Origin of the sequence: Victivallis sp., from assembly GCF_048170485.1 — a bacterium.
Taxonomy (GTDB): Bacteria; Verrucomicrobiota; Lentisphaeria; order Victivallales; family Victivallaceae; genus Victivallis.
In genome coordinates this window covers 1-19736 of the sequence record NZ_DBEXAY010000141.1, presented here as the reverse complement: position 1 = coordinate 19736, position 19736 = coordinate 1, and the positions used below count along the sequence as shown (strand labels likewise).

The following is a 19736-nucleotide window of genomic DNA, read 5'->3' as shown; positions in this document are numbered from 1 at the left end:
CTGTTGTATTTCAAATCCATTTGAAGTATAATGTTAGAAGAAAATATCGGAAAGGAACTGCTTTGATGATTCAAAACGACATCCTGCGTCAAGTTCGTGAGACGCTCTACTGCCCCGAGACCGGGCTGATTTATGATTACGTTACTTCGCGCGAGCCGGCGCAACGCTTTGCGCACCTGCCGTGCCGTGCCGAAGTGGAGGCCAATCTGCCGAATCCCTGCGGTTGGGGAACCGGTATGGAGGATTGCGCGATCAACGCCGGGACGATGCTCGATACCCTCTGGCGCATCGACGGCGATCCGCTCTGGGCGGCGCGTCTGGTGGACGGGATGGAACGTTGCATTACATTGCACGGGAGGAACGGTTTTGTCGCACGCGGGTTTTCGGTGCGTGCTCCGGAGGTGTGCTACAGCAATTCATCGCGCGATCAGTTTACGCTGGCGGTTTACGGCTTGTGGCGGGTGCTCCGCTTCTTCCCAACCGTGCCGGATTCGACGCGGGAGAAAGCCGCTGTACTGCTGAAGGCCATCGCCGAGGACTGCCGGACGCATGTGACCCCGGAGAACCATTTCAACCTGATGCGACTGGATGGACGCGAGGCGCTGGTGTCGAAAATGTGGGAGTGTGACGATCATGAGGCGCTCCGGTTGCCGATGATCTATGCCGCTGCATTTATCGCGACCGGAGAACGGGAGTGGCTCGAGGAGGCGAAACGTTTCCTGGGGCCGGGCGTCGAACAGAGTATGAGGATGCATAACCGTGACTCCTGGTGGGACCTGCCGATCGCGCAAATGCAGTTTTCGCTGTTGCTGTTGCGCGAATGCGGGCTTTTCCCCGAGAAGGAAGCGCAACTGGATCAAGTGCTTGCGCGGACCGGGGAGTTCGGGCTGAGCCATCTCGAATCCACCATTGCCGAGGCGGAGAAGTTCACCGGAGGGTGGGGAGTGCTCAACGCGAACTGGCGCCGCGGCCGGTTCAGCCTTCATCCGGATTCGATTTCGGACAATGGATTCTGCATCGCCTGTCAGGGAAATATGTATGCCACACCGGTGTTTCCGCTCTCTTATCTGGAGCCGAACACACTATTGCGGCGCCTGGGGTGCTCTCTTGCGATTATGGCGGCCGGCCGCCTGGTACTTCCGGATGAACTCCGGCGCCGGCTGAAAACTTTGCTGAACAACATTGATTTTTCCCGTTGCGGCGGCGACGGCACGGTCAAGCTGCTGCACGGCCTGGTGGTGGCAGAGGTGTCATGCGATACGAAAGATATGTTCATACGAGAAAGGATGCATCATGAAAACTTATCAACAGCTTGTTTCTAGGCAACCCTGTGAGGAACGTGGCGGAATGTTCCATTCATACCGCAGATTACCGGTACGGTGTGAACGGTTTACGCTGATCGAACTGCTTATTACGATCGCGATCATCGCGATTCTTGCTTCGATGCTGCTTCCCGCATTGAATCAGGCGCGCGAACGCGGGCGGTCGGCGAGCTGCCTCAATAATTTGTCGCAGATCATCAAGGCGCAGACTCTTTACAGCAGCGACAACAACGGTTTTATGGTCGGTTACCTCAACAAAGGCGGCAACAAAACCTGGGGGCGGATTCTCTATACGGAGAAATATCTCCCGCACTGGAAAAATCTGAGCTGTCCGGCGAATACGGCGCCTAAGACAGCAGCGAATTTCAATCTGGTCGGGGATGGCTGGGATTACGTCACCTACGGTGTTTACGCCGGGAATCTCAGTCCCGATGGCTGGGATTATGCGATCCGGCTGAAACCGCTCCTCGGCAATTACACGATCGGCGCTGCGTTTGAGCTGTCCGGTCTGACTTATGTCGTACGGCGGTTGAAAAATGCCTCTGCTGTTCCGCTCATCATCGATAATGCGAAGCTCGATTCCGCTGAACCCTTCTGCTTCTTCCTGCCGCGGGCGTTCTATCAGGATTCGGCCGTGCACCTCATCCATAACAAGCGCGCGAATGTCGGTTTCTTTGACGGTCACGTCGATGCGCTCGGTATGGGGAAACTCAAGGAGAATGTGTTGAGCTTTTCCGCGGCGGTTGATGTTAACGGGCAACGGATCACCTTCTAAAATAACCAGGAGAGAGAAAAGATGAAAAAACAATCCTTTACCTTGGTGGAACTTTGTCTGATTGTCGGCATTGTTCTATTTGCAGCAATTTTGTTTGTGCCAGGACTTTCGGCCGCGTCGCGCCAGAGTGACGAGGAGCTGTGCCGGAGCAATCTTCGTGATATCGTGATGGCGTTTCAGCACTATGCAACGGATTATGCCGGATACTACCCCGGATTTTTCAAAACTTCCGGCAAGAACCGGACCTGGAGCCGAATTCTGGTGACGGATACCAATTATCTTCTCGGACCGGCAGTTCTGAGTTGTCCGGCAAATCCGAGTCCGGATGGCGCTGCGCGCCGGAAGACCGCGTCGGCAATCTGGGATTTCTGCTGTTACGGATTGTATGCCGGTGACATCAGCGCCGACAACTGGGATTACGGCAAACGCGTCCGGGGAACGCTGGGGAATTTTGCCCGTGGCGCGGTGTTCAGCGAGAGCTATACATTGAAGCCGGAACTGATGAAACAACCTGCGCAGACGGTTTTTCTCGCCGACAGTGCGAAATTTACCGGCAGCCATTCGCCGAACTCCTACTTTGCGCCGCGCGCGTTCTACCAGGAGAGCGCGGTCAACACGCTGCATGAAAACCGGGCCAACAGCGTCACCGCTGACGGTGCGATCACGACGCGGAGTGCGGCAGAACTTGCGGATACGGCGCTGCAGTTTTCCGCATTCGTCAACGGGAATTTTGAGAAGGAAGAATTGGCTCGATGAAAACTGTTCTCCATCTGATTTTTGCCGCGCTCTTTCTGGCGCCGGCACTGGCCGCTGCTGCCGCAACTCCCTACGGGATGGCCGCACATTTGAGCCGGATGTCACAGCCGGAAATGATTCGGGAACTTGAGGGCATGCTCAAGTCCGGTTATGTATTCATCCGGTTCGACGCGGACTGGGGGGCGATCGAACGCGAACCGGGGAAGTGGGATTATTCGCGGCTCGATCCGGCGATTGATGCGTGCGTGAAACGCGGCGCTGAGGTGTTGCTGATTCTGCCGGGGACCATCCCTTCGCATGCCCGGCCGCCGTTCCGGAATCGCGACAAATGGCGTAAATTTGTCGAACGGACTGTCTTGCGTTACAAAGGAAAAGTCCGTTATTACGAAATTTTCAATGAAGTGGATTGTGCCGGCCCCTGGGGCGACACGCCGAGTGCGGAAAATTATACGGAACTGCTCCGCGAAACCTACGCGCAGATCAAGAAAATCGATCCCGATTCGACCGTGCTCTTCAGCGGGCTTTCGGATTTCAACGATCCATTCCCCTTTTGGGAGCGAGCCTTCCGGGCCGGGGCGGGCGGCAGTTTCGACGGGATCAATATGCATCCTTATCAGATGAAGAATTTTCCGGAGTCCCGCCTGATCCGTCAGATTGCCCGGTTGCGCGCGTTGATGAAGGAATACCGGATCGATGTGCCGATCTGGATTACGGAATTCGGCAATTCAACTTCGCCCTTCCGGGAGGGGTTCACCCGGGCGGTGGTCGAAGCGGGATTGAAGAAGCTCGGCTTCAAGCCGGAAACGCTCAAGTATGCGGTGATCGTCGATGATGAAATGATGTTTTACACCGATGGCGTCAACTTGCGCACCTCCGACTACATGCCCGCGGGCGCGACGCGGCGCGAGGTGAGTTTTGCCGGGCTTGAAACACTTTCGCCCGACGAGTGTCCCGTGCTGGCGTTGCCGGGGTCGGAGGAGTTCCCCGGAGTGAAACTTCCGAGCATCCTCAATTGGCTGCGTCGGGGAGGAACGGTGATTCTGCCCAATTCATTGCCGTTTTATTTTGACTTGGTTCAGCGTGAGGATGGATACTTTGACCGCATACAGGTCAACAAGAAGTATATTGAACCGTTTCACATTGACTGGTTTGCCTTCTGGACCCGTCCGGGAACGCCGCAGCTGTTGCAGAAGATTGTTCCGGCGCCGGAGTTCCCCGACCTTAAAATCCGTCAGGTGGACAGCATCCGTTTCATCAGCAACGCCAATTGCCGGGGCAATGACCGGATGATTCCATTGGTTTATGCGCAGGCGGAGGGGGGATTTCAAGCTCCGATTGCGGCGCTCTTTTGTTTCGACAGCGATTTGAAGGGAAATTTTCTCTGGCTCACCAACAACCAGGGGTCAGTCTCCTGCAGTGAATCGTTGCAGGCGGCGCTTTTCGTCCGGCATTATCTGGTGGCGCTCGGGTGTGGCGTGCAGCACGTCTTCTATTACCGCTATCGGGCGGGGGAGAACGACAAGGGGCCGGAAGCGCATTACGGCATTCTGCATCAGGATTTTTCACCCAAACCTGCGGCCGTGGCCGCCGCCGAGTTGACCCGGCGGAATCCGCCCGGCGGAACACCGGTGAAGCTCGAACGTATCGGACGGGGCGCTTTTCGCGCCGACTGGAAACGTCCCGATGGAACTTCGGTCTGTGCCGTGTGGGCGATCGGGCATCCGGTGCAATTGAAGTGGTCCGGGCGGAAAATAGACAAGGCGATTTCTCACCTCGGGAAGGCGGTTCCGGTTCCGGAAAGTTCGTTTACGATCGACATCGCTCCGGTTTACCTGGAATCCCTCCCGGGCGAAACGGGAGAGCTGTTTCTTGCAGAAGTGAAGTGATGGTCGTCCGAAAATCACAGCCGCGTCCGGCGGCGTGCAACGGCAGATCGTTGATTCAACTCTGTTGAAGATTGCCCGCGAGAAGGACGAAATTCCGCCGGGTTCGTTCACGAGTTTCGTCTTCGAGCGGGAATGGTTTCCGCTTTTTCGGCAAGCGTCACATGGCGAGTAAGCTGAAACACTTCGGCGGCAGTGGCCGAATGGAATGCGATTCCTTCACTGCCGCCGCCGCGCATGGTGCAACTTCAGCTCCGCAACGTCGAGGTGGCGCAGGGGGCAATGAACATATGCCGTGCCCTGTGCCGCAGTCATCGGGTGGATTCCGGCTGAAACCCGTGGCTGAATTTGCACATCGTTGTGTGAAACGTGGAATGATCTGCCCGGATGTCGGCGTGCCAGCCGCAAGCTTCCGGCGCATAATCGATTCGGACATTGCGGAACTCAATCTCATCGGCATGGTTCAGTTCGAATGCCGCATCGGTCGAAGCGTGCCCCCACGCTCCTTTGAAATCCAGTTCCGGCGCGGGGCCGTTCCCCCGGCAGTTCAGGCGGATGTCGTCGAGCGTGATGTCGTATAATTTACCGACTCCGTTGCCGCGCAGCATGTTCGACAGTTCCATCGTGCCGCGGACGTGTTGGATCATAATGCCGTGAAGCGTTGCGGAGGTGTGCGCGTTTCCCTCCGGTGCGTTGTCGAGTTTGATCTGCAGAAAGCGGCGCGCATGACTGCGGATGTTGCGGAATTCGATATCGTGAATTTCCGCTCCGACACAGCTGGCCGGGTCATTGCTCCAGTTGGACACCAGGGAAATTGCCGTGCGGTACCCGGGAACGATGATATTTTCAAAGAGCGCATCATGAATTTCTCCGCAGCCGACGCCAACCCGGATTGCATTGGCGTAATGGCTCTCCAGAATGCAGTTGGTCACGACGATTTCGCAGCAGTCGCGTTTTTGTTTCAGGCGGCTGTTGTTGCCGCGAAGCGTCAAGGCATCGTCGCCGGTGGAGATGATGCAGTCCGAGACGGTGACACGCCGGCAGCAATCCAGATCAATGCCGTCGTCGTTCAATACGCGAGGATCACTTTGAATGTGGAGGCCATGAATCGTAACCTCTTCACATCCATGTAGAAAACAGGTCCAATAGGGCGAGTTTTTTAAATTCAGGTTCTGAATGCGCACATCGGTGCATTCGCAGAGAAACACCATCTGCCCCGGGCGCGCAATTCTGCGATACATAAGGGGGCATTCCGGGTCGGTTTCATTGAGAAACGCCGGATGATTCCCGTCGATCGTGCCTCCGCCGCAGAGAACGATGTTGGAACATTCGACGGCGGCGATCAGATGGCCGCCGGAAGTCACTTCCGCTTTGCTGGCACTGTTCTGCGGTACGAAATCAGCCGGATTGTAGTCTGCAAGGTTCGGGCTGCCCCGCAGGATCGCGCCCGGAGAAAGCTCCAGACCTCCATTGCTGCGCAAATACAAAGTACCGCTCAGATAGACGCCGGGAGGAAAATAAACCAGCCCGCCCGCATCAATGGCCGTCTGGATGGCGACGGTATCCAGAGTCGTTCCGTTGCCAGTGGCGCCGAATTCCTTGACATTCCTCGTTCTCATCGACAGAAGCCCCTTTTTGTTCCAGCATAATGCAATGTGATATTATACCGGCAAAGGAGCTTATTGTCAATAGGTAAAAGTGATTATTGAGATTTATTTAAAACATACGCCGTAGTCTGCTATAGGATCCAACCGTTGCCGCGGAATGTCCGAGCCGCGTCGGCCTGGGATCGCGGAAGAGTTTTTGTCCGGCAATATCGAGAGCACCCTGACAGAAGGAATTCATGGCTGTGTTTCCGGCAGAGTTGCCCGGGGAATCGGATCGAGAATGGTCCCTGCGGTGAATTGAAAATAGAGAAAGTGCGCCCCCCAGGCATGACAGTCGGAGCGCTGCCACCAGTCGTTGGGGAACAGTTCCGGCATGGTGCGCAATCCGGGCGTTTCCGCCGCCTGAAAGTAACGCTCCCGCCGTCGGGCGAAGAGGTCATCGAGGCGATGGATGCGGCACGCTTCAAGGTAGTAGAAGGAGAAAGCGATGCCGCATTCATCCAGCGTTCCGGAACGCAGTACTGGAATCACCGCCCGTTCGTTGAGAGCGAGCAGGGCAAACACCTGGGCGTGCTCCGAAACGTAGCTGCGGGCGCTGTCTTCGGCGAAGCAGTTGCGTTCGTCGATCCAGTAGGTGTGTCGGATCGCCTGTTCGAGACGCGCCGCCTGTTCCTGCCGGAGCGCGGCCTGCCGGGTGCTCCCGAAACACTGTTCCAGATCGGCGAGCTGCTGCAAACTGAGCAGGTGGATCAGGTTGAGGGTGCAGCCTTCGCCGTAACGACAGCCGGGAGGAATTCCTGCCTCCCAGTTGTCCAGCCAGTCGATGAAGTTCCAGCCCGGCGCATGGAGCAGCTGATCCTCTCCCAGCGTGGAGTTGAGGTAATCGGCGGCTCGTCTGGCCACCGGAAGCAGTTCACAAACCAGGGCATCGTTGCGCCGCAGCCGGGCAAAATCGTGGAGCAGCTGGATGTAGAACGAAGTGAACGCTGGAATGTGAAGCTGATAAAGTTCCCCCGGGGAGGCATGATATTGCGCATGTTCCCGGGTCGGGTAGCGGCAGGGGAGCATGCCGGAGGAATACTGCCCTTCGGCGAACTGCCGCAGGGCGTTTTCCGCCAGGCGGATGTCGCCGGAGAGTTCATAGAGGGAAAGCAGGTCGAACCGGCTGTCGGAAATGTATTGAAGCTGTTCGTAGTAGGGGCAGTCCATCAATGTTTCGAAGGTGCACGCCTGCAACGTGTTCCATGAGTGTCGCAGCAGCCGCGAAAGCCGCGCGTCGCCGGGAAGGCTCAACGTCCGGCGCAGCTTCCAAGGATATCCGGTGCGGAAGAATCGCGCCGATTCGAGTTTCACGTTGCCGTAGAGGGTCATTTCGAGCGTGCGCCCGGCGTGCCACCAGTAATCCTGCCAGCGGACACGCTGTCCTCCGGTCAGGCGGAAACGGTCGCCGGAACCGGAAAACACGGGCCAGGGGTCGCCGGGTTTGCTCTGATTGAGGAAGGTGTCGTCGAGCGCTTCCGGTTCACAGCCCGGCTCCGCCCAGCGCAGCCGGACTTCGCCGGCACCGGAGAATTCGTAATCGCCGTAGACGCAGACGTAATCATCGAATAGAAAAGTGTTTCCGACTCTCCGGAAGCCGTTTGTCTCTTCGTGTCGCATCGGCGGCAGTTCGGAGGGAACCAGTGCGCGGCGGTCTTCGAAAAAGCCCGGCTTCCGCCACACGCCTCCTTCGCCGCGGAGGGCCGACCAGTTGAAATCCTCGTCGGTCAGCAGATGGGCGTAGCTGCCCCAGTCGGTTTTGCTGCCGGAGAACGAACAGCCCATGCAGGTCTGGTACTCCCAATCGGGAGAGAGGAGGCCGGATTCCTCTTCGAGGAAGAATCCGGGCGCGACCGACATCTGCGCATAGGCGGTCAGGTTCCTGCCGAAAGCGAACAGCCGGGCGGTGAGCACATGGCGGCCCGAAGGCAGCGGCAGTTCGACCGTGGAGGTAAACCAGCGCTGCGGCGTGCCGCGCGGCGGCCCGTCGGCGATCCGTTCGCCGTCACAGAAGAGCTGCGCCCGTTCGTCGGCGCTCCAGGTGAAACGCAGCACTCCCGGTTCGGACAGTTGAAAACAGTTTCGAAATACCGCGAAAAAGGGCGGTTCCACCGCCCGTTCCGCCGGGCGCATCCAGCGTTTATTTGACATTTGTAAAAATTCCTGCATCATTCAATTCTCTACTCAACAAAGAAATTCGCGGTAAAAAGTAATGGGGACCAACGCAGACCATCCGCAAAAATCCCGACCAGAATGTTCCGGTGGCCGATCACATTGATCGGGGGAATAATTCTCCCAAATCGTGCCAGTCGTCTGCCAAATTGCTTTCGCTGCCCGGTAAAAACGCTCGGCAAGTGTGCGCGCCAACTTTGTTTCCCCGTATTTTCGCAATCCTGCCAATACCATATAGTTGGTGTGAGCCCATGCGGGACCGCGCGCATAGCCACTTTCCGGGCGGTAATCTGGATCATCGGCGGGCAGTGTCGGTATGCCGCAGGAACGCCCGAAACCGGCGGGATCGCACAGTGCCGTGACAAGTTTCGCTGCTCGCTCCTGCGTGGCAACTTCGGCAAGCAGCGGCCAAAAGCCGCAAATAGTGCGACGGGCAAGCGGCTGACCGTTCAGAAAATCGGCGTAGAAGTTCGTTTTCTCATTGAAGCACAACGCATTGATGGTATCTGCGATTTTTCGGTGCTGGACGCGCAATTCGCGTTCTTCCGGTGTACGTCCGAGCCGTCGGGCAATTTCAGCGAGATTCAGTGCGTTGAACGCCATTTGGCAACTGGTGTCGCACCAGCCAAGCTGACGATTCCAGAAAAACGGCATTTCGGATTGGCTGTTCATCCATTCAAATAGAGCGTCGCCAGCTTCCCCCGGCGCGGTAATTGCATGGCGAGTGAACGGAATTCCGCCCGCACAAACCACTTCGCTCCGCGAATCCCAACGCGGCAGATTATCCATGCCGCATCCCCAGCAGTCGCTGAAAAAAAGACCGTCCGGACGCCGGAAGTGCTCCAGATTGAACCGATGCTGACGCAACAAAGGCTCAAATACTTTTGCCAGTCGCCCCGGCACATAGGGTTCCAACTCCAATTCCGCCCACGCCAGCAGTGGAGGAGCGAAACCAATGGTGGAATCTGCCGCCCACTTGCTGATACCATTTGGACAGATCTGGCGGCTGATAAAACCTTCCGGGGTTTGGCAATGGTAAAAATTATCCAGACTTTCCGCCACCGGAAAACGGTCGGCGTGATAGCGTGCCCAAAACGTCGAAAAAGCGGTATCCCAGAGAAAAATATCGACAAACTCCCCCCCGGTTCCGAGGCGCGGCGAAGCAAGTTTTGTAGGCTCCGAATCGCGGAAAAGTTTGCGCTCGGCAATATTCAGTGCCGCTTGGTAAAATGTATTCATTTCATCGTGTTCCCGGTGTTGCCGTCCGTTAGAATGACCAGAGGCCAGCGCGCAGGCAGTTGGTTGTAAAGTTCAGCGCGAAGTCCCCAAACCAACCGGGATTGCGGCATCTTGGCATCGCTATTTTGGTTGTTCAGCAAAATGCCGATCCCCAATGCGCGTCCGACCGCCGGACGGAACGGCAAAAGTGCACGTACCGGGAACCCCAATTCAAACCGATATCCGTTTGCGGTTCTGCGGAATGCGCATTCGACATCGTCCGCAACCGTATTTTGGCGCAGGCCGCCGATACCTTCAGTCAGCTGGATGTCCGGCACCGCGTGGCGGTAAACATACGGTGCGAACGTCACTGGTGTAAGATAGATGCCATACGACCAGTCATCGTTGCCCAGTTCCGGCATAGGGGTGGATCTGCCATTTGCCGCAGCATCAAAAAATATCTGCATGGAATCGCTACGCCAACCATCGAACGGCTGAAGCCGGGGATTGGATTTGAGAACATCGTCAACGACTTCGCAGAGCAGGAAGAGCCGTTCCTCCGACCATGCGATCCGGATGGTCGCGCTGTGAGTACCAGCGAGATGCTTTGCGCCGCGCTCGGTGATTCGCTGATCAACCGGGAGTGCTGGAATGCCGCGCCAATCGTCGATGTCGCCGTCTACGCAAATTTTGGCCTTGCGGGCAAGCACTACTGCAAAATCGTCCTGTACGGAAAACACTCCTTTAAGCGGCAGTTTCTGACGCACCTCCGCTCGCAGAGATTGCGCACTAAGCCGTGTATCAGAGAGAGTTGCGGGAAGTTCGCCATGTTGTGACCACTGTTTTCCCGGCGGCAGATAGACTTTGCTTGAAACGTCAAAGATTTTCACGGTGCCGGAAAAGAGGCGTTTGCTGTCGTTGGTGAATGTCAGCCGGTAATCCGACGGCAGCAGTGTTTCAAACACGGCACTGACGGCAAGTTCGCTATTGTCGGCCAGTTCCGCCGCTTCCAGCGCAGCCAAAAGTTCAGCGGTTTGCCCAGATTTGCCGCGGAAGAAAACCGGAAAGGAGGAGAGTCGCATCTTTTTCCCAAACGTCTGCGGCGCTTCCATCAGGTCAAAAAGCTCCGCGTCCGGCAACTTGTGAAATATCAGTTCCGGGCCTTGGATATTGCCATTGTCCACCGCAGGATCACAGCTCCACAATACCGCGACCGGGCGATGGCTCTCGTCCTCAAAGAGATAACAACGGGTTTTTGCGGAAAAATGAACCTCTTTTTTAAAAACGGCGTTTCCCAGCAGCCGTCCCAGCGTATTGGATATTTTTTGATTCGCGTAGGGGGTCAAATTGAAATCCATTTCAAATCCCCCAAAATTGGTGCTGGAATTCATCTGTTTGACCCGATCAATGTTTTTCAGCCCGACCAGCCATGTGCGCGCTCGCTTGGCGGCGGCAATCCGTTCCTGCTGTCCCATATCGTAGGATAGCGGCCCCCATGGGACATCAACCCAGTGTGAAGAAATCAGCCCCGGCATCCGGTAAGGTTTCCAATGCATACCTTCCGAACAGTAAATTGGCGTATTGTGGTAACCGTGTTTTTTCAACATGGCAAATGCCGCTTGCAAATCGGCGTCCAGATCCGGATATTCCGGCGCATCGCGGTAAATGTGAAAAACAAAACAGTCATAACGCAGACGATCCCCCAAGACCGTCAGCAGACGATCCACCGAACGCAGACGATCCCGATTCAAAACCGCGGTCGAACTGCTGCCGACCAACGCCTTGGGGTTGCCGGATCGGACACCGCGTGCGACAGCAAGTTCCAGTTCGGCATATTGTTTAAAATTCGACTCGGAAGCAACCCGGTCCAGCGCAAATTCCGGGGAGTTCAATTCCGGTTCGTTCAGTGCGCACCAGATACGTACCCACGGGCATTCCCGGCTCCGACGTTCCGCCGCTCGCGTAATTGATTGGAGCGCATCCGGCGAAGAATACGGCAGGACGATGGAACCATACACTGTTTTGCGGAATTCGGTTGAGAGAGTTTCATACCAGACCACATTACTTAAAACAGAAAAACCGGCGCAGGGGGCGGGGAGATTTTTTTCCAAACTCCGATCGCGGCGCAACAATGCCGTCGAAAACGGCATCACACCATATTTGGCATCTTCCTCCGCAACCAGCCGTTCGGTGTTGACAAAGGCGCCGCGGGAAGCGATGCCGATTTGACGGTAACGGTTCAGCAATTCCGGATAATATTGGCGAATGCAGTAGGGATCGATGTAAACGTTGGCGAAGAGAAAGCGATGGCGATGGAGATTTTTCAGAAAATGCATAACCGAAAAGCGGTAAAATTCATAACGGGATGCGCCATTGGCAAGTCGATAACGATTTTCAATGGTGAAAATTCCCGGCGGCATGGATTCCAAGTTCAACGAAATAAATGCTTTGCGATTGTCTCCTGCACAAAAATCGTGTTTCTCTGCGCGAACCACGGTTCCCTGAAAATTGCGCACCAGCGTCTCCACCGTACCGCTGTCACCGGGATGCGCCGTCGTAATTTCCAACCGGGCTTCGACCGGTTTTCCGGCTTCCAAGAAATTATCGGGCGCGGAGGTGATCAACCGTCCTTCAGCGGCAGCGGGTTCGTAGGCGGTAGCGACAGCTCCTTTTTCCAACTGCATGGCATCAATGTGACAGAGTGCCGGAGACGGAGAGTTTGCGCCAAAAACAAAAAAATGCGGCTGTGTCGCGTCAATCCGAAACGTATGGGTATAGCGCTCCCATTGGCCAGTCAGCGAAAAGATTCGATTGTCGCGGGTTTTCGCATCCCAGATATTGGCTCCGGGGGGCAGTTTGGGACTGCCGAAGTGTATTTCCTGTTTGCCGGGGCAATTAGTTTTTGCATAAAAACTTACTGTATAGGTCCCCGGTTCCAGAATAACCGGATGGGTGGCTATATGCTGTGTCAAACCGGCCATACGCTGAGCCGATAGAATGCAGAGAGAGGCAGCACCGTCAAATGCCTCCCGTGTATCTATGCTGATCGTTTTTTTTTCCCAAACTGCCCGGCTGACAACACCGCCGCCGTGTGGCGGTGCGCAAAGCGAAGCAAATCCTTGTTCAAATGAACTGTTGGCTAAAAGATTTTTAGCCGAACGGTCAGGCAGACGCAAACGGTCTTCCCGCCAGAAATCGTATGCGCCGACGCGGGTTGCGTATTCTCTTGGTGGCGTGTCAAGGCAAACGTTTTTTTCGCGCAGAAGAATCACCCGATAGGAAAGACTTTTGGCATTCGGCGGCGGAATGATGGTCAGCCCAATTCCCCAACGCCCCCCGATGGAATCCAATTTAATCTCAACCGGGATATCGAAAACGAACTCGAATCGTTTATCCGGCGAATCTGCAAAAAAGACGATTTTTTGTGCTTTCCCCCGATACAGCGCATGAAGGAACGCCGCCTTTTCGCGGTAGGGAGGAAGCCGGAAATTCCGGTGGTCAACCAATAGCTGCGCCTTGCCGAAATGTTCCCCGAAAAAACGCATTTGAAGCTGACATGAACCGATGCCGTCCGGGGCGGAGAGGGTCGCACGGACGGTGCCGTCTTCCTGTAACGCAAAGCGCTGCGTCAATCCGGGAAACGACGGATAATCGAATTGCACGATATTTTTTTGCGGTGCGCGTCGAATACCATCTACCGTTTTCCCGTTGGCTTCCACGATACACCAGCCATATTGCCGCTTTTGATCCGCCGAGAGAAAGTTTTGCCCGCCGGTCCTGTAATATTTCAACGCGAGATTGTCGCCCCGAAAAACCGCGCTACTCTTTTCCTGAATATACCGGGTGACCGCGGAGTCCGACGCATGGAGAAGAGAGCCGCAAATCAAAAGCGCGGGCAACAGAAATTTGGAAAAATAAAACATGGATCAATTTCCTTTTTGATTACCGTGGAATGCCGTAACTGTTCAAGGTTGTTCCATAGGAAAGCGTTTTCGCATGGCCGTCTTTGAACAAGACGTTGGAGCGTCTGACGTGGCGACTCCAGTCCGCGCCGTTTTGTTCGGTGGGGTCCTGAAGATATTTATTGAAGATGCTGATGAGAGGAGAACTGCTTGATGGCGACAGAGCGATGTAACTTCCGGCATCGAACGGCTGATAAGAGACCGCCTCAAACATCAGGACGGAACCATCGATGACCCGTTGTATTTTTTTGTGTGCCAGTGGAGCGCTGTCTCCATCCGCGCCGTCGGGGACATTGTAATTCGCGCCACCAGCGGTTTTCCCTTTGAGGGGACTGAAGGTATCGGCAACCAACGGAACATAATTGGGATATAGTCTCACCTGCTTGGATGTGCTGGTGTTGTTGACCGTAACCGGGCAGCGAAGAACGGAACTGACAGGAATATTGTTTACATTAAGATCCGGGTCCGCGCCGGAAACGGAGGCGTTCGGACGTTTGATCCCCAGTGAATTGCCAATGGCATACCCCCAGGACCAGCGCTTGTATCGACGCGGCAGAAAGTCGTTGTTGTCATTGGTATAGAAAGAGACGCCGCTTGCCATAGTTTTGAGATTGTTGAGACAGGAGCTCTTCTGAGCGGTTACTCTCGCCCGATTCAGCGCAGGCAGCAGCAGCGCCGCAAGGATGGCGATGATCGCAATGACTATGAGAAGTTCGATCAGGGTAAAAATTCTTCGCATGGTCTCAGATTCCTTTCTTGTCAGAGTTGAATTTCAGTTCAAAGAGGAGAGTTTCACCGCCTCGGGAGTTCCATTCGAAAACGCCGCCGTGCATCCGGCGGCCGGAGAAGAGTTCCACTGCGCCGTCCGCTCCGCCGGGAAGCGTGATTGTGATGGTACCCGGTTCGGCGAGATGGAGCGCCAGCATGCGGGAATCGGCATAGACCACTGCTTCCCGGGAGGTGATGAGGAGAACTCCGGCCTGCCGGGCAAGATCGCGCAAAATGGCCGCCGTCAACTTCTCCGGGTGGGCGAGATAGGCCTTGCGACAGGTTGCAAATTCCGTGAGATGAAGTCCTTCACTGCCGTATTCCACGCCCGCCCAGCGGCGGACACGGGCCGGATCGAGGGAGGTCCCGTCGCTGAGCCCCGGGGCGTACAGTGTCAGAACCGTCCGGTTGCCGCAGTAGAGATATCGCTCCAGAAGTTCCGCTTTTTCCGGCGTGATCTCGATCTGGTTGGCGAGAATGACCAGCTTGTAGCGGTCGAAATCCGGAATCCGGCCGAGATCGTCGAGCAGATAGGTGTCGAAGGGGGCGCCGACGTGATTGAGCATGGTACGCGCATGACGCTGAAAATGCGCCTGACGTGGGGAACGCTGATCCAGATAGTACGCGGAATCGGCGTCGATGATCAAGGCGATCTCGTCAACTGGAGTTCCCGGCTGCCCGGCAAAGCGGCAATAGAGCTTTTGCAGGCGGCCCAGCTCTTCCAGCAGTGCGGACTCTTCATAGAAACCGCCCCACATGTCGAACCACCAGAGGGAACTGTCGCTGATCATCGCCAGCACGGCTTCGCGCCGGACGCCGGCGATATCTTCCGCGGTATTCTTCCAGCATTGGAACTTGAGCTTGACATGGGGCGAAAGCGACGGATTGTAGGTGTGGGTGCGCTGGTCGCATTCGTGGAGATGGCGCTTGCCGGCCAACCGCTCCGAGCCGGAAACCGACTGCCAGCCGGAACCGCCGCCGATGGCCCGGTCGATATAGCAGCCGGGGGAGATCAGAAAATCCACTTCGGGCGCATCGAGAACCCGTCGCAGTTCGACATGACCGCTCTCCGCCGCGCCGAGCCGGGTGGTGAGGTAGCCGTAGAATACACCGATTTCAGCCTTCGGACGGATTACTTTGCGGGAGAAACGGGCAAAGCGAAGGATGCTTTCCGCGACCAGCTCATTGCAGAAGCGGCGATAGGTGATGACGTCGTCGGAGCGGGCCGGATCGAAAACCAGTCCGTCAAAATCGGGAGAATTGAGCTTGCCTGCCGACGGGGGCGTTTCCGGCGGCAGGCCGTTCCGGGCACGATATTCCTGATAGGCCCGTTCTTTGGCCAGCCCGCAGAGTTCTCCGTTGTGGTCGAACCACTCGTCGGTGTTACCGCAGGCCAGAACATAGGCTTCAATCTTTTCCGCATAGTTTTTTTCGCAGTAGGAGAGAAAGGCTTCCAGATAGTGTTCCGTATCGCACAGCCAGCGGGGATTGACCAGCGTTTCCGAAAGGTGTGTGGTGCTGTCGCCCGATTCATGGCTCAGCGCAAGCTGTCGGGAGAGCCATTCCGGGGAGTTCAAATCGACAATGACGATGAAATTTGCACGCGGATTATGCTCAAGCACATCGTCGAACTGCCGGCCGACCACGGTGAAATCCCAGGTGTCGAACCAGAGCCGGTTTGCCGGATAGCGGCAGTACGGTTGTCCCAGAGAGTTCGACGTATTGGCTGGGAACAGCGCAATCGTGTTCACGTCGATTGCGGCAAAGCGTTCCATCGTCGCGAACTCCGGTTGAAATGACCGATAGGCGTAATAGTGTTTATGCTTCATTGTCTCACTGTGTTTTGGGTTTTCTTCTATTAATTATACTTCCGGACTTTGATAAAAACCTTTGCTGAAGTGACAAATTATAGCATTCCAGTGCCGGGTGACGAAACGCAGCCTTTCGTTTTTTCAGGAAAACCGGGAGCGTATGTATTTGCAATTTCCCATCGGATGCGATATTATAGAAGTCGAATGGAAACATGGATGAACCGGTATGGCAAGTTTTCTGATAAATGGCCTCGAACGTTACCTGCCGCCTCACGCGATTCCGCTCTATGTGGAGGAGGTGGCCGCGGGAGCTCATCCGGAGCGGCGTTTTCACGGCCATACCTTCATGGAGATCGTGCTGATCCTCGCAGGGGAGGGGGTGCATCTCATCGGGGAGAAAGCGGTGCCCATCCATGCCGGAGATGTGCTGTTGATCCACCCCGGCATCTCGCACGGCTACGACCGCACCTCCACTCTGGGGCTGGTCAATCTGGTGTATGATCCCCGCAAACTGTCGCTGCCGCTGCTCGACGGCCAGCAGATGCCGCTGTTCGACCGGTTGTTCAATCCGCGGCCGCGGGTCGACGAGGAGACGCTTTCTCTGCCGCTGGTGCATCTCGATTCCGGAGAGAGTGCGAAGTTGGCCGGGAAGATCAATCTCCTGGCGGCGGAACTCAACTCGAGCCGGCCCGGACGGAATTTCCTCAGCCTGGCGATCTTCATGGAGATCATCGCTGAACTCTGCCGCTCGGCGGAGGCGGCGGAGAAACCGGTCGTGTCGGAGTTCCTGATCGGCGATGCAATCCGCTACATGCACGAGCATCTCGATGAACCGATCGAGGTCAATGGTTTGTCGCGGGTGGTCAGCATGTCGCGGCGGAATTTCTTCCGCCACTTCCGCAACGCCACCGGCAGCACGCCGCGGGAGTATCTGCGCGATTTGCGCATGCACCGGGCGCTGGATCTGCTGCGTCGCACCGATTTGTCGGTGACCGAAGTGGCGCTCAAGAGCGGATTTTGCGACGGCAACTATCTCTGCCGGCTGTGCCGGGAGCTGACCGGTATGACGCCGCGCCGCTTCCGGGCGGCCTGCCGTACGGAAGCAACGTCGCAGAACGGCGGAGATCTCTCCGCAAATTGTACGCCGGCTTTAAAAAACTGAAATCAAAAAAAAGGAGGTTGAAATGTATGAACGCATTGTCATTGTGATACTTCTAGTTCTTCTTGTCGTGGCGATTCTGCTGCCGCGCGGGGCGGAGAACGCTGCGGCACCGCCGGATGTGCTCACCGTCATCCATCAGCGCAAGAGCGTGCGGAACTACACGGCGGAACCGGTTGCCGGGAAGGAGCTCGATCAGCTGGTCCGGGCCGGATTTGCCGCCCCCTCGGCCCGCAATCTGCAACCGTGGGAGTTCTATGTCATCACCGAGCGCGGCACGCTGGACGCCCTCGCGGCGTCACTCCCGTATGGTAAGATGCTCGCCAAAGCACAGGCGGCGATCGTCGTCTGCGGAAATTCCCGACAGTTCGGCGAAGGTGCGACCCGCGAGATGTGGGTGCAGGATTGTTCCGCCGCGACGGAGAACATTCTGCTCGCCGCCGAAGGAATCGGACTGGGCGCGGTCTGGATCGGTGTCTACCCCTACGCGCCGCGGGTCGAAGCGGTTTCCAAGGCGCTGAAACTGCCGGAGGAGTTCATTCCGCTCAACGTCATTTCGATCGGCCGCCCCGACGGGAAAGATATGCCGAAACAGAAGTACCGGGAGTCCAAAGTGCACTGGATTCCGCCGCGTCAGTGAGTTGCCGCACGCTCCGCTCCGGGGGAGCTGCCGAACGCTTTCCGGTAGGCGCGGATGAAGTAACTCGCATACCGGTAGCCGCTCTGGCGGGCGATCTCTTCGATGGTGAGTTCTGTTTCCGCCAGCAGGCAGCGGGCGTAGCTGAGCCGGGCGGCGTTCAGGTATTCGCGCAGTGTCATGCCGCTCTGTGACCGGATTCGGCGGGAGACCGTCGCCGGCTGAAGTCCGGCCGCCGCCGCGATTTCATCGCGGCCGATGTCACGGGCCAGATTGAGGGTGATGTACTCCTGCAGCCGTTTCCATTCCTGTTCCCGGCGCGAGAGGCGGCCGGTGGCGGTTTCCGCCCGCAACTCTTCCGCCAGTGCATCGAAGAAGGGGGCGAGCAGGTGGCGGCAGAGAGGCGTGTCCTGGTCGGCGGCCAGAATCGCCTCCAGAATCAGAGGCAGGGCGCGGCAGCGGACCGCTGCGGTGTGGTAGACATGTTTCTCCCCTGCACGACGCCGGATGAACCGGAGGCATTCCGGGAGCAGAACTGCGGAAAAAAGATCGGTGGATTCCTCCGGAGTCTCCTTGACCCATGCTCCGGGGTGGGCGAACAGCAGTGTGCCGGGTTCGAGCAGTTCCTGCTGAATCTTTCCGGCTCTGGCGAAGCAGACCTTTTCCCGCCCGGCCAGCAGAAACAGCATCCGGGGGCAGGGGTGGAGGTGGACACATTCCGGCGGCGGGGGCAGGGGGCGGGCCTCCGCGAAAAGCAGTCGCTTCGCCGGCAGTTGCTCCGCCCGTCGAAACGTCTCCTGCATAGCTTCGAATTCTGTCATGATGCCTCTCCGTTGCCACCTGCCATGGCCGCCGTTATCCGGATTCTCCTCGTAATATATCACCGCACCGGGAAATTTGCCATTGTTCCGGCGGGGAGGAACCCTCTTCCTGTATGTTGTTGAATGACGCTCCCCGGAGCTCAGCGCGGAAAGAGAATAAATCAAATCTGTGATTTTTCAAGAAAGTTTGATAAAAAAACAAAGGTAATTTTCTTTTTTTGCAGTAAGGTAATCCGACAGAGAGAATTCGATTTTCAAATCCCAAAGGGAGGATGGTTTCATGGATTTCTACACCGAACCGGAACGGAAAATTGAGATTGCCGATCGCGCCGATGTTCTTGTCGCGGGGGGCGGGCCTGCCGGATATTCCGCCGCAATCGCCGCCGCCAGAAACGGGGCGGACACCATTCTGGTCGAACAGTTCAACTGCGTCGGCGGAATGGCCACCAGCGGCATGATGTCACACTTCACCGATGGATGCGACTCCCCGCTGTTCGACGAGATGATGGACCGGGTTCATCGTGAAACGGCGGGGATTTTCTGCCCCGCACAGGGGGCGGGCCGTCACCAGATCAGCCACGAGCTGTTGAAAAAAGTGCTGCTCGATATGCTGACCGAAGCCGGCGTGCGGTTGAAGCTCTACACCTTCGTCTGCGATTCCATCTGTGAGAACGGCAGAGTGCGCGGCGTGGTCACCGAAAGCAAATCCGGGCGGAAAGCTCTGCTCGGCACCATCACCGTGGACGCCACCGGAGACGGCGATGTGGCGGCGCGTGCCGGGGCGGACTTTCAGCTCGGCCGGGAGG

14 protein-coding genes are annotated in these 19736 nt (G+C 56.7%); 7 read left to right on the top strand and 7 right to left on the bottom strand.

What is annotated here, in order from left to right:
* Positions 1-65: 65 nt before the first annotated feature.
* Genes ACMLHG_RS07540 through ACMLHG_RS07525 form a run of 4 tightly spaced genes read left to right on the top strand, consistent with a single transcriptional unit; the run spans position 66 to position 4739 of the window.
* Complete coding sequence (locus ACMLHG_RS07540) at positions 66-1322, top strand: hypothetical protein (protein ID WP_417170109.1); 1257 nt, start codon at positions 66-68, stop codon at positions 1320-1322.
* A 25-nt stretch (positions 1323-1347) separates the two neighbouring features.
* Positions 1348-2097: a prepilin-type N-terminal cleavage/methylation domain-containing protein gene (locus ACMLHG_RS07535; protein ID WP_295812914.1), complete on the top strand. Its 750-nt coding sequence runs from the start codon at positions 1348-1350 to the stop codon at positions 2095-2097.
* Positions 2098-2118: 21 nt separating this feature from the next.
* Positions 2119-2853: a type II secretion system protein gene (locus ACMLHG_RS07530; protein ID WP_417170108.1), complete on the top strand. Its 735-nt coding sequence runs from the start codon at positions 2119-2121 to the stop codon at positions 2851-2853.
* The gene (locus ACMLHG_RS07525; RefSeq protein WP_417170107.1) at positions 2850-4739 is read left to right on the top strand and encodes a hypothetical protein; all 1890 of its coding nucleotides are present in this window, start codon (positions 2850-2852) and stop codon (positions 4737-4739) included. Before ACMLHG_RS07530 ends, ACMLHG_RS07525 begins: the two co-directional genes overlap by 4 nt.
* Before the next feature lie 308 nt (positions 4740-5047).
* Here the strand turns inward: ACMLHG_RS07525 and ACMLHG_RS07520 are convergent, their stop codons facing one another.
* From ACMLHG_RS07520 to ACMLHG_RS07495, 6 genes are all read right to left on the bottom strand, one after another.
* On the bottom strand, positions 5048-6355 hold the full coding sequence (locus ACMLHG_RS07520; protein ID WP_417170106.1) for a glycoside hydrolase family 28 protein: 1308 nt from the start codon (positions 6353-6355) through the stop codon (positions 5048-5050).
* 222 nt (positions 6356-6577) lie between these two features.
* Positions 6578-8533: an amylo-alpha-1,6-glucosidase gene (locus tag ACMLHG_RS07515; protein WP_417170105.1), complete on the bottom strand. Its 1956-nt coding sequence runs from the start codon at positions 8531-8533 to the stop codon at positions 6578-6580.
* Positions 8534-8566: 33 nt separating this feature from the next.
* Complete coding sequence (locus tag ACMLHG_RS07510) at positions 8567-9793, bottom strand: MGH1-like glycoside hydrolase domain-containing protein (protein ID WP_417170104.1); 1227 nt, start codon at positions 9791-9793, stop codon at positions 8567-8569.
* Positions 9790-13695: a sugar-binding protein gene (locus tag ACMLHG_RS07505; RefSeq protein ID WP_417170102.1), complete on the bottom strand. Its 3906-nt coding sequence runs from the start codon at positions 13693-13695 to the stop codon at positions 9790-9792. The genes ACMLHG_RS07510 and ACMLHG_RS07505 overlap by 4 nt, the downstream gene beginning before the upstream one ends.
* Positions 13696-13714: 19 nt before the next feature.
* Entirely contained in the window at positions 13715-14473 is a 759-nt protein-coding gene (locus ACMLHG_RS07500; protein ID WP_417170101.1) for a prepilin-type N-terminal cleavage/methylation domain-containing protein, read from the bottom strand.
* Positions 14474-14477: 4 nt separating this feature from the next.
* Entirely contained in the window at positions 14478-16331 is a 1854-nt protein-coding gene (locus ACMLHG_RS07495; RefSeq protein WP_417170100.1) for a hypothetical protein, read from the bottom strand.
* 208 nt (positions 16332-16539) lie between these two features.
* Between ACMLHG_RS07495 and ACMLHG_RS07490 the strand changes: the two genes are divergently transcribed.
* Together ACMLHG_RS07490 and ACMLHG_RS07485 are read left to right on the top strand one after the other, a co-directional pair.
* Positions 16540-17475, top strand: coding sequence for a helix-turn-helix domain-containing protein (locus ACMLHG_RS07490; RefSeq protein ID WP_417170099.1), 936 nt, complete (start codon positions 16540-16542; stop codon positions 17473-17475).
* A 22-nt stretch (positions 17476-17497) separates the two neighbouring features.
* Complete coding sequence (locus tag ACMLHG_RS07485) at positions 17498-18112, top strand: nitroreductase family protein (protein ID WP_417170098.1); 615 nt, start codon at positions 17498-17500, stop codon at positions 18110-18112.
* Here ACMLHG_RS07485 and ACMLHG_RS07480 read toward each other — a convergent pair.
* The gene (locus tag ACMLHG_RS07480) at positions 18106-18930 is read right to left on the bottom strand and encodes a helix-turn-helix domain-containing protein (protein ID WP_417170097.1); all 825 of its coding nucleotides are present in this window, start codon (positions 18928-18930) and stop codon (positions 18106-18108) included. The two genes, ACMLHG_RS07485 and ACMLHG_RS07480, sit on opposite strands and share 7 nt — an antisense overlap.
* Before the next feature lie 280 nt (positions 18931-19210).
* On the opposite strand from ACMLHG_RS07480, the gene ACMLHG_RS07475 reads away from it, so the two are divergent.
* A partial coding sequence (locus tag ACMLHG_RS07475) for an FAD-dependent oxidoreductase (RefSeq protein ID WP_417170096.1) occupies positions 19211-19736 on the top strand: 526 nt, incomplete at its 3' end.